This window comes from Streptomyces sp. NPDC002054 (assembly GCF_040296685.1).
In the GTDB taxonomy this organism is placed as follows: Bacteria; Actinomycetota; Actinomycetes; order Streptomycetales; family Streptomycetaceae; genus Streptomyces.
Map to the genome: position 1 here is coordinate 18,603 of NZ_JBEOXT010000062.1, position 14,017 is coordinate 32,619.

Annotated in this window: 14 protein-coding genes and 1 pseudogene; 7 read left to right on the forward strand and 8 right to left on the reverse strand. The window is 70.9% G+C overall.

What is annotated here, in order from left to right; translation table 11 throughout:
* Both ABT123_RS35540 and ABT123_RS35545 read right to left on the reverse strand, forming a co-directional pair.
* Complete coding sequence (locus ABT123_RS35540; protein ID WP_351322370.1) at positions 1-243, reverse strand: DUF397 domain-containing protein; 243 nt, start codon at positions 241-243, stop codon at positions 1-3.
* Positions 240-1,064, reverse strand: coding sequence for a helix-turn-helix domain-containing protein (locus tag ABT123_RS35545; protein ID WP_351322372.1), 825 nt, complete (start codon positions 1,062-1,064; stop codon positions 240-242). Before ABT123_RS35545 ends, ABT123_RS35540 begins: the two co-directional genes overlap by 4 nt.
* Positions 1,065-1,189: 125 nt before the next feature.
* On the opposite strand from ABT123_RS35545, the gene hemB reads away from it, so the two are divergent.
* The 6 genes from hemB (at position 1,190) to ABT123_RS35575 (ending at position 6,113) form a co-directional block, all read left to right on the forward strand.
* On the forward strand, positions 1,190-2,191 hold the full coding sequence (gene hemB, locus ABT123_RS35550; protein WP_351322374.1) for a porphobilinogen synthase: 1,002 nt from the start codon (positions 1,190-1,192) through the stop codon (positions 2,189-2,191).
* A gap of 182 nt (positions 2,192-2,373) precedes the next feature.
* Positions 2,374-3,975, forward strand: a complete 1,602-nt coding sequence (locus ABT123_RS35555) for an alpha/beta hydrolase (protein ID WP_351322376.1) — start codon at positions 2,374-2,376, stop codon at positions 3,973-3,975.
* Between the two features lie 46 nt (positions 3,976-4,021).
* Positions 4,022-4,504 (forward strand): DinB family protein, encoded by a 483-nt coding sequence (locus ABT123_RS35560; RefSeq protein WP_351322378.1) that lies wholly within the window; start codon positions 4,022-4,024, stop codon positions 4,502-4,504.
* Positions 4,505-4,562: 58 nt separating this feature from the next.
* Entirely contained in the window at positions 4,563-4,844 is a 282-nt protein-coding gene (locus tag ABT123_RS35565) for a hypothetical protein (protein WP_351322380.1), read from the forward strand.
* A gap of 77 nt (positions 4,845-4,921) precedes the next feature.
* The gene (locus ABT123_RS35570) at positions 4,922-5,194 is read left to right on the forward strand and encodes a DUF1876 domain-containing protein (protein WP_351322382.1); all 273 of its coding nucleotides are present in this window, start codon (positions 4,922-4,924) and stop codon (positions 5,192-5,194) included.
* Positions 5,195-5,327: 133 nt separating this feature from the next.
* Entirely contained in the window at positions 5,328-6,113 is a 786-nt protein-coding gene (locus tag ABT123_RS35575) for a TetR/AcrR family transcriptional regulator (protein ID WP_351322384.1), read from the forward strand.
* 72 nt (positions 6,114-6,185) lie between these two features.
* On the opposite strand, the gene ABT123_RS35580 is transcribed toward ABT123_RS35575, so the two are convergent.
* The 5 genes from ABT123_RS35580 to argS all read right to left on the reverse strand — a co-directional run bounded on the left by ABT123_RS35580 (position 6,186) and on the right by argS (position 11,192).
* Positions 6,186-6,992 (reverse strand): VOC family protein, encoded by an 807-nt coding sequence (locus tag ABT123_RS35580; RefSeq protein WP_502971160.1) that lies wholly within the window; start codon positions 6,990-6,992, stop codon positions 6,186-6,188.
* Positions 6,993-7,078: 86 nt separating this feature from the next.
* Positions 7,079-7,369 (reverse strand): hypothetical protein, encoded by a 291-nt coding sequence (locus tag ABT123_RS35585; protein ID WP_351322386.1) that lies wholly within the window; start codon positions 7,367-7,369, stop codon positions 7,079-7,081.
* Positions 7,366-7,710, reverse strand: coding sequence for a DUF6247 family protein (locus ABT123_RS35590; protein WP_351322388.1), 345 nt, complete (start codon positions 7,708-7,710; stop codon positions 7,366-7,368). Before ABT123_RS35590 ends, ABT123_RS35585 begins: the two co-directional genes overlap by 4 nt.
* Positions 7,711-7,823: 113 nt before the next feature.
* A complete protein-coding gene (locus ABT123_RS35595; RefSeq protein WP_351322390.1) occupies positions 7,824-9,278 on the reverse strand; it encodes a hypothetical protein in 1,455 nt (484 codons plus the stop codon).
* Positions 9,279-9,422: 144 nt separating this feature from the next.
* Entirely contained in the window at positions 9,423-11,192 is a 1,770-nt protein-coding gene (gene argS, locus ABT123_RS35600) for an arginine--tRNA ligase (RefSeq protein WP_351322392.1), read from the reverse strand.
* Positions 11,193-11,374: 182 nt separating this feature from the next.
* Between argS and lysS the strand changes: the two genes are divergently transcribed.
* Positions 11,375-13,108, forward strand: a complete 1,734-nt coding sequence (lysS, locus tag ABT123_RS35605) for a lysine--tRNA ligase (protein WP_351322394.1) — start codon at positions 11,375-11,377, stop codon at positions 13,106-13,108.
* A gap of 81 nt (positions 13,109-13,189) precedes the next feature.
* Here lysS and ABT123_RS35610 read toward each other — a convergent pair.
* A pseudogene (locus tag ABT123_RS35610) lies at positions 13,190-14,017 on the reverse strand (hypothetical protein); the annotation flags it as partial.

Below are 14,017 nucleotides of genomic sequence, written 5' to 3' on the forward strand. Positions count from 1 at the left end.
TCAGGAACGAACCCAGCGGGTGAGACCCGTCCAGGCGGCGGGGGCGAGGGTGAGGGTCGGGCCGTCGGTGACCTTGGAGTCGCGGACGTGGACCTGCTCGGCGGCGCAGGTGGCGACCTCGACGCAGGCGCCACCTTCGTCACCGCTGTAGGAGGACTTCCGCCAGGTGAAGGCGGCCTCCAGGCACTGGCCCCCCTCGTCGCCGCTGTAGCTGGACTTGAACCACTTCAGTGGGGTGCTCATGACTCTCCTAGCAGCCGGTCCAACAGGTCCTTCGTCTCCGCGAAGTTGAGGGCCTGTGACCGCAGCATCGCATACTTCTGGGAGAGGATGCTGACCTCGTTCGGGTCCCTGACGAGGAAGCTGCCGCGCTGGGTTTCCGAGTACGCGAGGCGCTGGAAATCCGGTGTCTCCAGCAGGATGAAGGGGCCGTTGAGGCCCGCGTGGGCGGTGACTCCCAGAGGGAGGACCTGCATGGAGATGGCCGGGCGGTCGGCGCAGGAGCGCAGGTGCTGGATCTGCTCGCGGTAGACCTCCTCCCCGCCGATCCGGTCCCGCAGGGCCGCCTCCCAGATGATGAAGCTCAGGGTGGGCGGGACGGGCCGGTGCAGGATCTCTTGGCGCTTCATCCGGTGGGCGGTCTGGAGCCCTATCTTTTCCTCTCCGACGAAGGGGACGCGGCAGCCCAGGACCGCGCGGGCGTAGGCCTCGGTCTGGATCAGCCCCGGCACGGTCAGGGTGTCGTACCAGGACAGCGCCAGGGCCTCCGCCTCGCGCTCCATATACTCCTCCGCCCAGGCCGGGATCATGTCGACCTCCGGGAGGCGGTTCGCCGCGACCGCCAGGAGGCCGGGCAGGCCGAGGGCGCGGTCCATCGCCTCCGCGATGTTGGGCATCAGGACGCGCCTGCCCTGCTCGATCGAGGCGATGGTCTCGACGTCTATGTGCAGGAGCTCCGCGAAGGCGCGCTGGGTCAGTCCTTTGGCGGTGCGGGCGGTGGCGACCTGGGCGCCGACCATTTTCATGGCCGTCTCGTTGGGCCGTGGCCTCTTTCGTGTTGGCATGCCTGTTGAACTCCCCGTCTGGGCGCACGAGATACCCGTGCCTACCCGTACTCATCAAGGAGTACGGGTTGCTCGACCCTTAGGCTTGAGGCGACTGCTGTCGATGTTCGAAGAGGCGACTGAAGATGAGCACGTACGGATCGTTCCCCGGCACGCGCCCGCGGCGGCTGCGGACCACCCCGGCGATGCGGCGCATGGTGGCCGAGACCCGGCTGCACCCCTCGGATCTGATCCTTCCGGCCTTCGTACGGGAGGGGATCAGCGAGCCGCTCGCGATCTCCGCCATGCCGGGCGTGTTCCAGCACACCCGGGACACCCTGCGGAAGGCCGCCGTGGAGGCGGTCGAGGCGGGCGTGTCGGGGATCATGCTGTTCGGGGTGCCGGCGGACGAGAACAAGGACGCGCTGGGCACGGCGGGCACCGAGCCGGACGGGATCCTGCAGGTCGCGATCCGCGACGTGCGGGCCGAGGTCGGCGACGACCTGGTGATCATGTCGGACCTCTGCCTGGACGAGTACACCGACCACGGCCACTGCGGTGTGCTGGACGCGGACGGCCGGGTGGACAACGACGCGACCCTGGAGCGGTACGCGGAGATGGCCCAGGTGCAGGCCGATGCCGGTGTGCACGTGGTCGGGCCGAGCGGGATGATGGACGGCCAGGTCGGGGTCATCCGGGACGCCCTGGACGAGACCGGCCACGACGACGTCGCGATCCTCGCCTACACCGCGAAGTACTCCTCCGCCTTCTACGGCCCCTTCCGGGAGGCCGTCGCCTCCTCCCTGCAGGGGGACAGGAAGTCGTACCAGCAGGACCCGGCGAACGCCCGGGAGTCGCTGCGGGAGCTGGCGCTGGACCTGGAGGAGGGCGCCGACATGGTGATGGTCAAGCCGGCCGGCCCCTACCTGGACATCCTGTACCGGGTGGCGCAGTCGGTGGACGTGCCGGTGGCGGCGTACCAGATCAGCGGTGAGTACGCGATGATCGAGGCGGCGGCGGAGAAGGGCTGGGTGGAGCGCGACCGCGCCATTCTGGAGACCCTGACCGGCATCAAGCGGGCGGGCGCGGACACGATCCTGACCTACTGGGCGACCGAGGTCGCCGGCTGGCTGCGCCGCGAGCGCTGATACGGGCCAACTGACGGGTGGCGGCGCATTGCGCCGCCACCCCTGTGGCGTGTCGGCCAGTTGTCCGGAATTCGCCTCATACGCGAGGCGCACATGTCGTGAAACCTCGGGGTGATTCGGCCTGCTTCGGCGTGCAACAGGGTGAGTGCGTAAGCGACTTCACCGAACGTAAGGACGACCTCGTGCGCCTGAAACGTCTCGCTCCGATGCTCGCCACCGCCGGTCTCATCGCCACCACCGTGCCGCTGCTGGCCACGGCCCAGGCCTCCGCCGCAGAGCAGGCCGCGGCCCCGTACCTCAAGCAGAAGCCCGCCTGGCACCGCTGCGCCGACAACCGGCCGGCCTCGTTCGAGTGCGCCACTCTGAAGGTCCCGCTCGACTACCGGCGCCCCCAAGGCCGCATGATCGACCTCGCCATATCGCGGGTGAAGAGCGAGAACCCCGGCAAGCGGCGCGGCATCCTGATGGCCAACCCGGGCGGGCCGGGCGCTTCCGGGACGTATCGGGCGATGCTGCTGCACGAGACGATGCCCAAGGACGTACGGGACCAGTACGACCTCGTCGGCTTCGACCCGCGCGGGGTCGGCGGCAGCAGCCCCATCAGCTGCGGACTGACCGAGGACGAGGAGAAGACCGACCGGCCGTACCGGCCGGAGACCTACGCCGCCGACATCGCCTGGGCACGGACTGTCGCAGACAAGTGCCGCAAGAAGGCCGGCGATGTGATCCCGTACATCACCACGCGCAACACGGCACGTGACATGGACACCATCCGGGCCGTGCTGGGCGAGCGGAAGGTGTCGTACGTGGGCTATTCGTACGGGACCTATCTCGGCGCGGTGTACTCGCAGATGTTCCCGCAGCGCACCGACCGCTTCGTCCTGGACAGCGGAGTGGACCCGAACCGGATCTGGCGCGGCATGTTCCAGGTGTGGGCCACGGGGACCGAGCCCGCCTATCGGCAGTGGACGCGGTGGGCGGCGCAGCGGAACGACGAGTACGGGCTCGGCACGAGCCCCGAGGCTGTGTCCAAGACGTTCTGGGGGCTGGTGGAGCGTGCCGACCGCGTGCCGATCGACTACTTCGGCACGAAGCTCACCGGTGACGACCTCCGGGCCTCCCGGGAGATGTTCTTCCACCCGAACCAGGCCTCGATCATCGTCAAGCAGCTCAAGAAGTCGGCCGCGGGCCAGTCCGAGCCCGCGCCCGTGCCCGCGGGCGGAGCGGCGGCACCAGAGCCGAAGGACCTGCCGACCGACAACAGCATTGCCGTCGTGTGGTCCGTGATGTGCGGGGACACCGGTGCCTGGCCCCGCTCCACCGGGCAGTACGCGCGGGAGGCGGCGGCGGACAAGAAGAAGTACCCGCTGTACGGGGACGTGGCCTCCAACATCAAGCCGTGCGCCTTCTGGGACCGGCCGGTCGAGGAAGCCACGCCGATGGACAAGGCGGCGAAGGTGCTGACGGTGCAGAACGAGTGGGACCCGCAGACTCCGCTGTCCAGCGGCCAGGGCCTGCACCGCGCGCTGAAGGGCTCGCGGATGGTCCTGGCGGCCGGCGGCCGGGGTCACGGCGTGTACCTCTTGGACGACACCTCCTGCGCCAACGCGACGGTGAACCGGTACCTTTCCACCGGCCGGCTGCCCGCCAAGGACGTGACCTGCCAGAACCCGCCGGCCGAGACCTCGCGCAGGGTGGCTCCGAACTCTTCGGAGCAGCCGCTGCCGGTGCCGTTCCCGTTCCCGTTCCCGTTCCCGTTCCCGGGCGGCTCCACCCGGTTCTGATCCCCCTGTTCCGCGGCCCGCCGACTGCTCGTAGTTGACTGGTGCCATGACGACGCATGAGGGATGGCAGGAGCTGACCCTGGAGCTGTTCCGGCGGGTGCGGGCGGAGCTCGCGGAGGTGCTGGCGGAGGACGATCCGGCCCGGGTGGCCGCGGGCGGCAACTCGGTGGGCTGGCTGGTCTGGCACGTCCTGCGCGGCCAGGACCGCAACCTCTCCGAGGTGGCCGGCACCCCGCAGCTGTGGGTGTCCGGCTGGGCGGAGCGGTTCGGCCGGCCCGCCGATCCCGCGGACACCGGGTACGGGCACACGCGCGCGGAGGCGGGTGCCTTCGCCGCCGCGCGCGATCAGCTCGCCGGGTACGCCGAGGCGGTGCAGGCGATGATCGAGCAGTACCTGGCGGGGGCGCCCGAGGGGGACCTCCGGCGGGTGGCGGCCAGTTCGACCCTCGGCACCGCGGACACCGTGGCCGAGCGGCTGGCCGGGCAGCTCCAGGACTCCTTCATGCACCTCGGCCAGATCCGCGGTTGATCAACCCGGCCGGCCGACCGTGCGTCTTGTGGTGCGGATCGTCTCGGGAGGGGGAGCTGTGGGGGAGAAGGCCGAGCAGAAACGGGAGACCGTCAGCGGGAACGGGTGGCCGGTCGTTCCGCTGGTGATCGCCTCGCTGCTGCTGCGGATATGGCCCGAGCAGGACTGGGCGGAGGTGACGGCCGCCGTGATCGGCGGAGCGGGGGCGCTGGCCGCGCTGTACGGGATCTCCGAGTGCGTACGGGCGGCCCGGCGGGAGCGGAGTCTGCGCGGGTCGGCGGCCTTGACCGTCGTCCTGCTGCTGCTGGCGATCACCAACTGGGCCCGGGCCCAGTTCTGAGGTCCCCGGTCCCGGTCGCGTCCGGCGGCGCACGGGAGCACCCTGGAGGGAGAGGTGACCCCAGGAGGTGATTCGACATGCCCACACTCGCAGGCTGGCATGTGGAGCTGGAATTCTCCGAGGAGGGGCACCGCACCAGCGCGGCAACCCTGCTCAGGCTCGCGGACGGCACCGAAATGAAGGCGCGCGGCTACGCGATGCGCCATCCGTCCGACCCGCAGCAGCTACGGGTCGGCGAAGAGATCGCGGGCGCTCGCGCGCTCATGGATCTCGCGTCCCAGCTGCTCCAGAAGGCACACGTCGAGATCGATGAGGCGACAGGCAGGCACTCCTATCCGCTGACCCACTGAGGCAGATGCGTGGGCTGCAGGGCAGTGCGGGACCTTCGAGTCCCGCACTGCCTTTGTCGGCTGAGCGGCCCGGGGTTGGGGTCCGCCGACCGGACCTAGGATGGGGGCAGCCGAGCGCAGGGGAGCACAGCCGATGGCGGAGTCGGAGACCGGGGCGGAGACCGGCCTGCCGGCCAGTCTGGAGATGGCCTGGGGGCTGCGCGAGCGGCCCGTGAAGGGGCCGCGTCCCGCGCTCACCCTTGACCGGATCATCGACGCGGCGGTCCGGCTGGCCGCGGCCGAGGGCATCGAGGCCGTCTCCATGGGCCGGGTCGCCAAGGAACTCGGCGCCTCCACCATGTCCTTGTACCGGTACGTGGCCGCCAAGGAGGAGCTCTACATCCTGATGGCCGACGCGGGCGTGGGCAGCCCGCCGCCGCTGCCGGAGGCCGCGGCGGACTGGGACTGGCGGGAGCTCATCGGGGCGTGGGCGCGGATGCAGCGGACGGTCCTGCAGGCCGCGCCCTGGATCCTGCGGATCCCCGTCACCGGGCCGCCCGCCTCGCCGAACGAGGTCGCCTGGATGGAACGCGGCCTGGCCGCCCTGGCCGGCACCGGGCTGCGCGAGGACGAGAAGCTCGCCACCCTGATGCTGGTCGGCGGGTTCGTCCGCAACGAGGCGATGCTGCGGGCCGACCTGACCGAGGCCATCGCCGCCGGCGGGCTCTCGCCCGACCAGGTCCTCGGCGGGTACCAGCGGACCCTGCGGGCGCTGACCGGGCCGGACCGGCACCCCGCCGTGACCCGGCTGCTCGATTCCGGCGTGTTCGCCGCAGGCGACGACCCCGACTTCGAGTTCCGCTTCGGCCTGGAGCGGCTGCTCGACGGGCTGGCCGCCCTGGTCGGCGAGCGGCAGCGGCCGGCGGCCCCGGCGGACTGACCCGGCACCCAAGGGAGGAGGCGCACCGGGAGATCGTTCCCCGTGCGCCCCGTCACTCCGTCCCGACCGCCGTCACACCGGGGGCTCGGGCTCCGTCGCCGCGATGACGGCGAACACCGCGCCCTGGGGGTCGGCCAGGACGGCCATCCGTCCCGCCACCATGTCGAAGGGCGGCGCCAGCACGTTCGCGCCCGCCCGCTCCGCCGCCGCGGTGATGCTGTCCGGGTCGTCCACGTTGAAGTACGGCAGCCAGTGCGGCGGCGTCCCCGGCGGGGCCTTCTCCAGGCTCATCATCCCGCCGACCGCCCGCCCGTCGACCTGGAACTCGGTGTAGCCCCCGGCGCCCTCCATCTCGGACGGCACGAACGTCATCGGCAGCACGCGACCGTAGAACTCCGACGCGCCGGCGGTGTCGTTGGTGCTGAGCTCGTTCCAGATCAGCGCGCCGTGCTCGTTGACGATTCCGGCGCCGTAGAACTCCCCGGCCTCCCACACCCCGAAGACCGCGCCCTGCGGGTCGGTGAGGACCGCCATCCGGCCGAGGTCCATGACGTCCATACCGGGCATCATCACCTGCCCGCCCGCGTCCCGGACGGCCTTCTCCGTCGCCTCCACGCTGTCTGTGGACAGGTACGTCGTCCAGACCGCCGGCGGCAGCGGGTCGGGCACGGTTCCGTCCGGGTTCATCGCCGCCATGATCCCGGCGACCGGCTTGCCCTTGAGCTCGCAGACGGCGTAGCCGCCCGTGTCCGGCGGGCCGATCTCCCCGGCCCAGCCGAAGAGGTCGCTGTAGAAGTCGATCGCCGCCTGCGGGTCGGGGACCATCAGGTCGATCCAGCAGGGGGTGCCGGCCTTGTAGGGGCCGTTCTTGTCGGGCACGGGGCCTCCGGGTGTGCGTGGGGAAGGACGCGCCGTCCCCTACCCGGGCCGTACGGCCCGAATCGAGCCGTACGGGTGACAGGCCGTCACTGCCAGAAGATCTCCTCGACCACGATCTGTGGCTCGGCCACCCGCGGCAGGAACGTGAACCGGAGCCAGCCCCGGTTGCTGTCGAAGTACGCGATGTGGGGACCCCGGGGGACGGTGGACCGGGCGGGCTCGACGTGGTCGGTCCGATAGGGGTGGCGGGCGGTCAGTAGCTCGAAGACGGCCTCCCGGAACGCTTCAAGCGGACCGCTGGCAAGGCTGAGTCGGTACTTCTCGGCGTCATGGGTGTAGTCCACGGCCCACGGCGGCCCGGTGAACTCATCGCTCACTCGCCGGGCTCCAGGTCCCGAAGCTCGTGCCGGATACGGGACGCCTCGTCGAGAAGCTTGCGTGCGGTCTCGGCGTCGGTGGCCTCGGCGGCCCGGCTTTCGAGCTCGGTTACGTGCCGGTCGAGTTCCGGGTCACGGGCGAGGGCATACTCGCCCCACCACCGGGCCATGAACGCGGGGACCGGGCCGATGTCGTATGCGTCGGCGATCTGTCGCCGCCAGGCGGCATCGAAATCGGGCAGCAGCGCCGGCGTGTGGGCCGCTATGGCGGCACGCAGTGCCTTTGGCGTGTACTCCGGCATCGGCGGCACCGGGCGGGGAGCGGGCGTTGCGGACGTCATTTCCAGGGCCTCCCGGTGTCGGACGTCTCCCACGATAGTTGCCCGTCTGCCGCCCGTGGTGGGAACGGGAGGCCCCGCCACCCGGGCGGGTGGCGGGGCCGACGGTCGAGCGGTCAGGCGGTGGTGCGGCGGCGGCGGCCGGTGCCGGCGACCAGGGCCACGCCCAGGGCCACGGCCACGCCCGCGCCGGCCAGCGCCCAGCTGGTGGCCGGGTCGGCGCCGGTGGCGGCGAGTTCGCCGTTGTTGCCGCCCTGGGGGGCGGGGTCGTTGGGCGCGGGGGTGGGAGTGGGGGTGGGGGTGGGCGTCGGGGCGGGGGTCTGGGGGTCGGTGTCCTTGCCGCCGTTGCCGTTGCCGTTGTCGGTGTTGCCGGTGTTGCCGGTGTTCGTGCCGGCCTTCAGGAGCTTCGACAGCACGCCCTTGGAGCGGGACTCCACCCAGGTGTTGCCCTCCGGGTCCCCCTCGGCGAAGCCGAAGGCGCGGAAGACCAGGTCGCCGGGCTTGGCCTTCGCGGAGAACTTCACCCGGATCTTGACCTCGAAGGACTTGCCCGCCGGGACCGGGCCGCCGGCCAGGTCGATGCCGAGGAAGTAGCCCTCGCTCTCGTCCCGGATCTCCGCCCGGTGCCAGCCCTTCCGGCCCTGCTTGTCGGCGCTGTAGACCTCGACCGTGAGCTGCGAGGCCTTCATCGGGACCCAGTCCGGGCGGGCGATGACCAGCCCGGCGTCGAACCGCTTCAGGGCCTGCTTGCCGGTGTTGTCGACGCGGACCGACAGGTTCGTCCAGGCGTTGTCGCCCGCGACGATGCCCTCGGGGACGCCGTTCACGGTCAGCTTCGGGCCCTGGACGACGGTCGGGCCCTGGGTGTCGCCCTTCGCGCCGACGATCCGGGTCTCGTACCAGGCGGAGGGGGAGTGGTTGACCTTGCCGCCGCTGCGGCTGACGCCGTCCGCGGAGATCTCGAACAGCTCCACCGGGACGTCGGCGGTGAACCGGATCCGCACGTCCACGCCGTAGACCTGGTTCTTGGCCACGGAGGCCGTGGTGCCCAGCGGGTAGAGGAGCGCGGGGCCGTACTCCTCGGCGCGCACGGCCTGGACGGGCGTCCAGACGCGGTTGCCCGATGCGTCCTTGACCAGGCGCTCGACCTTGACGTGCGAGGCCTTGAACTTGTCGTCCCACTGCATGACGGCCAGGCTGGGCGTGAACTTGGGCACGGCGACGTGCCCGGTGTTGTCGACCTGGACGGTCAGCCGGGTCCAGTCGCCCCCGGGCTTGAAGCCGGCCTTCGGGATGCCCTGCACCTCGATCTCGGGGCCCATCAGGAGGCCCTCGTGGGAGGAGTCGAACTCCTCCTTGTCGGGCGTCTCGGCCTTCGACTCCGCCTTGGGCGCCGGCTTGGCCTCCGGCTTCGCGGGCTTGGCGTCCGGCGTCGCGTTGTCTTCCTTCGGTGCCGTGTCCGGGACCACGACCGCAGGCTGCTTGTCGTCCGCCATCGCGGGCGACGACATCAGTACGGTCGGCCCGGCCACCGCGGCGGCGGCGACCAGGGCCACGCGCTTGAGCTTCACTCTGTTCCCTCCCCATGGCACCGGGCATACGCGCCCGGCCCACCCCTAGCGTTTGAACGTGTTCACGCTAGGCAGGAATGAGTCATTCGCACAGCCAAATTCGGTCACGAATAGCCAACGCCGTTCGTGACCGATCCGGCTCGGTCAGAGGCGCTCGGGGGTCCGGATGCCCAGGAGGGACATGCCCTTGCTGAGGGTGCGGGCCGTGAGGTCCACCAGGAAGAGGCGGTTCTCGACCTGCTCGGGGGTGTCGGCCTTCAGGACCGGGCACTGGTCGTAGAAGGTCGTCAGGTACGAGGCCAGCTGGTACAGGTACGCGGCCAGCTTGTGCGGGGCGTGCTCCTTGGCCGCGTCGGCGATCAGCTCGCCGAAGCCGTCCAGGTGCAGGCCCAGCGCGCGCTCGGCCGGAGCCAGCGGAAGCTCCGGGTGTGCGGCCGGCTTCGCGTCGCCCGCCTTGCGCAGGATCGACTGGATACGGGCGTACGCGTACTGGAGGTAGACGGATGTGTCGCCGTTGAGCGAGACCATCTGGTCCAGGTCGAACTTGTAGTCCCGGGAGGCCGAGGTCGACAGGTCGGCGTACTTCACCGCGCCGATGCCCACGTGCCGGCCGTTCTCGACGATCTCCTGCTCGGTGAGCAGGCCACGATCCTTGTCCTTGTCCCGGACCACGGCCGTCGCGCGGTCGATCGCCTCGTCCAGCAGGTCCACCAGCCGGACCGTCTCGCCCTCACGGGTCTTGAACGGCTTGCCGTCCTTGCCGAGGACGGTGCCGAAGGCCAACTGCACGGCCTTGACCTCGTCGTTCAGCCAGCCGGCCCGGCGGGCCGTTTCGAAGACCATCTTGAAGTGCAGGGACTGCCGGGCGTCGACCACGTAGATCAGTTCGGTCGCGCCGAGGTTGCCGACCCGGTCACGGATCGCGGAGAGGTCGGTCGCGGCGTAGCCGAAGCCGCCGTCCGACTTCTGCACGATCAGCGGGGTCGGGTTGCCGTCCGGGCCCTTGTACTCGTCGAAGAACACGCACAGCGCGCCGTTGGAGCGGACCGCGACGCCCGACTCCTCCAGCAGCCGGCAGGTCTCCACCAGCATGTCGTTGTAGCCGGACTCGCCGACCACGTCGGGGTCCTGGATGTCCATGTCCAGCTTGTTGAAGACGGAGTAGAAGTAGATCTTCGACTCGTCCACGAACCGCTGCCAGAGCGCCAGGGTCTCCTCGTCGCCCGCCTGGAGGTCCACCACCCGGGCCCGGGCCCGCGTCTTGAACTCCTCGTCGGAGTCGAACAGGGCGCGCGAGGCCTTGTAGAGGCGGTTGAGGTTGGACATGGCCTCCTCGCCGGAGACCTCCTGGTCCGACTTGTGGTCCAGCTCGTGCGGGTGCTCCAGCAAGTACTGGATGAGCATGCCGAACTGGGTGCCCCAGTCGCCGATGTGGTGCCTGCGGACCACCTTCTCGCCCGTGAACTCCAGGATCTCCACCATCGCCGCGCCGATCACGGCGGACCGGAGGTGGCCGACGTGCATCTCCTTGGCCACGTTCGGCTGGGCGTAGTCGATGACCGTGGTGCCCGGGTTCTGCGCGAGCGGGACTCCGAGGCGGTCGTCGAGCGCCCGCGCGGCCAGCGTCTCGATGATCGCCCGGTCGGTGATCGTGATGTTGAGGAAGCCGGGGCCGGAGACCTCGATCTCCCCGATGACCCCGCCCTTGTCCAGGCCGGCGAGCACGGTCGTGGCGAGCTCACGCGGGTTGGCCTTCGCCTTCTTCGCGAGCGCCAGGATGCCGTTGGCCTGGAAGTCGGCCCGGTCGCTTCGTCGCAGCAGCGGGTCGGCGGCACCGGCCTCCGGCAGAGCGGAGACGAGTGCGTCCGCGACGCGCTGATTGACGTTCGAAGCGAGGGAAGGGACCGAGGCCATGAGCTGCCGTTCCTGTCAGGGTTTGAGCATGCGGTGAGCATGGGGTGTTCCTACGAAAGAGGAGTATCCCATGGGAGGGCTTCGCGTTTCGCGGGATAAAGCAACCCCGGAGCGGCTCCCTCCGTCTGGGAGAATGGCCTTTGGTAAGGCTGACGCCAGCATTTGAGATAGAAGGACGTGTCGTGGCTCAGAGCAGCACCGAGACCGACTGGGTCTCCCGTTTCGCGGACGAGGTCATCGCCGAGGCGGAGCGCCGAGCACCCGGCAAACCTGTCGTCGTCGCGTCCGGACTCTCCCCCTCCGGCCCCATCCACCTGGGCAACCTCCGCGAGGTCATGACCCCGCACCTGGTCGCGGACGAGATCCGCCGCCGCGGGTTCCAGGTGCGCCACGTGATCTCCTGGGACGACTACGACCGCTACCGCAAGGTGCCCAAGGGCATCCCGGGGGTCACCGAGGAGTCGCACGCCCAGCACATCGGGCGCCCGCTGACCTCCGTCCCGGCGCCCGAGGGCTCGGCGTACCCGAACTGGGCCGAGCACTTCAAGGCCGCCATGGTGGAGGCGCTGGCCGAGTTGGGCGTCGAGTACGACCCGATCAGCCAGACCGAGCAGTACACCGCCGGCGCCTACCGCGAGCAGGTGCTGTTCGCGATGAAGCACCGCGGTGACATCGACGCCGTGCTCGCGCAGTACCGGACCAAGCAGAAGCCGGGCGGCGGCAAGAAGCAGTCGCAGAAGCCGGTGGACGAGGCCGAGCTGGAGGCCGCCGAGGGGTCGGGCGCGGCCGGCGAGGACGACGGCAGCGTCGAGGGCACGGAGTACTTCCCGTACAAGCCGTACTGCGGGGCCTGCAACAAGGACTTCACCAAGGTCACGGCGTACGACGACGCGACCACGGAGCTGACGTACGTCTGCACCGAGGACGAGTACACCGAGACCGTCAAGCTGTCGGAGTTCAACCGCGGCAAGCTGGTCTGGAAGGTCGACTGGCCGATGCGCTGGGCCTTCGAGGGCGTGATCTTCGAGCCCTCGGGCGTCGACCACTCCTCGCCCGGCTCCTCCTTCCAGGTCGGCGGGCAGATCGTGCCGCTGTTCGGCGGCGAGCAGCCGATCGGCCCGATGTACGCCTTCGTCGGCATCAGCGGCATGGCCAAGATGTCCTCCAGCAAGGGCGGGGTCCCGACCCCGGCCGACGCGCTGAAGATCATGGAGCCGCAGCTGCTGCGCTGGCTGTACGCGCGCCGCAAGCCCAACCAGTCCTTCAAGATCGCCTTCGACCAGGAGATCCAGCGGCTCTACGACGAGTGGGACAAGCTGGAGTCCAAGGTCGCCGACGGTTCTGTACTGCCGGCCGACGCCGCCGCGCATGCGCGGGCGGTGCGGGTTGCGTCGCACGAGCTGCCGCGCACCCCGCGCCCGATGCCGTACCGGACGCTCGCGTCCGTCGTCGACGTCACCGCCGGGCACGACGAGCAGACCCTGCGCATCCTGTCGGAGCTGGAGCCGGACCGGCCGCTGGCCTCCCTGGACGAGGTCCGGCCGCGGCTGGACCGCGCCGAGAACTGGATCACCACCCAGGTCCCGGCCGACCAGCGGACGCTGGTGCGGGACGCCGCCGACGTCGAGCTGCTGTCCTCGCTGGACGAGGCCGGGCGGGAATCGCTGCGGCTGCTGCTGGAGGGCCTGGACTCGCACTGGTCGCTGGACGGGCTGACCACGCTGGTCTACGGCGTGCCGAAGGTGATGGCCGGCCTGGAGCCGGACGCCAAGCCGACGCCGGAGCTGAAGGTCGCCCAGCGCGAGTTCTTCGCGCTGCTGTACCGGCTGCTGGTGACCCGGGAGACCGGGCCGCGGCTGCCGACGCTGCTGCTGGCGGTGGGGGCGGACCGGGTGCGGAAGCTGCTGGCCGTGTAGTTCGCCGTAGTTCGTATGCGTGAGGGCCCGCATCCCGGGGACGGGGTGCGGGCCCTTGTGCGTGGGCTGGGCGGGCTGGGCTCAGGCGATGTGTTCGGCCTCGGCCTCGACCTGGTAGCGGTGGCGCAGCTGCGGCATCATCCGGCGCAGCAGGGAGGCGCTGCGCGGGTGGGTGACGCCGTAGCCGTCGGCGAGGTGTATGTCGAGCGCCTCGGGGGTCGGGAAGTTGCCGTGCTCGTCGATGAGCATGCGGAGCACCTTGTACGCGGCTTCGGCGAACTCGTGCTCGTCGGCGGTCTCGACTCCGGGGCGCTCGTCCTCGGCGCGGGGGCCGGGGAGCATGCCGTTGGCTTCCGCCGGGGGATGGGGCTGCGGGTTGTCGTCCGGGCCGGTCGGGGGGAGGACCGGGGTGGGCTCGAGGCCTTCGACGTACTGGGGGTTGTAGCCGCCCTCGTATGCGGCTTGGGGGGCCTTGGGGGCGGCGAACCAGGCGCTGTTGTGGGCGGCGGGCATGGCGGTGGGGTCGACGGCGAAGGCGGGGAGCTGGTGGTCCTGGCCCTGCGGGGCTTGATCCCCCACCCCGCCCCTTCCCGAAACCGGGGCTTCGCCCCGGACCCCGTCGGCGCCCTGGCCCAGGGCTCCGCCCGGGCCGGCCGCGGCCTGGCCTGCGGCCAGGGCCGGGCCGCCGGCCGGGTCTGCGACGGCAGCCGGGCCGCCGGCGCCCGGGCCTGTGGCCTCGGCGGCCGGGCCTCCGGCCGGGTTTGCGCCTGCGGCCGGGCCTCCGGCCGCGGCCAGGGCCGCCAGGCCCCCGGCCGGGTCTGCGCCGGCGCCCGGGGCTGCTGCCTCGGTCTCGACCTCGGTTTCGACCGAGGACGCGATCGAGGACGCGACCGTGGACGCGGTCGAGGA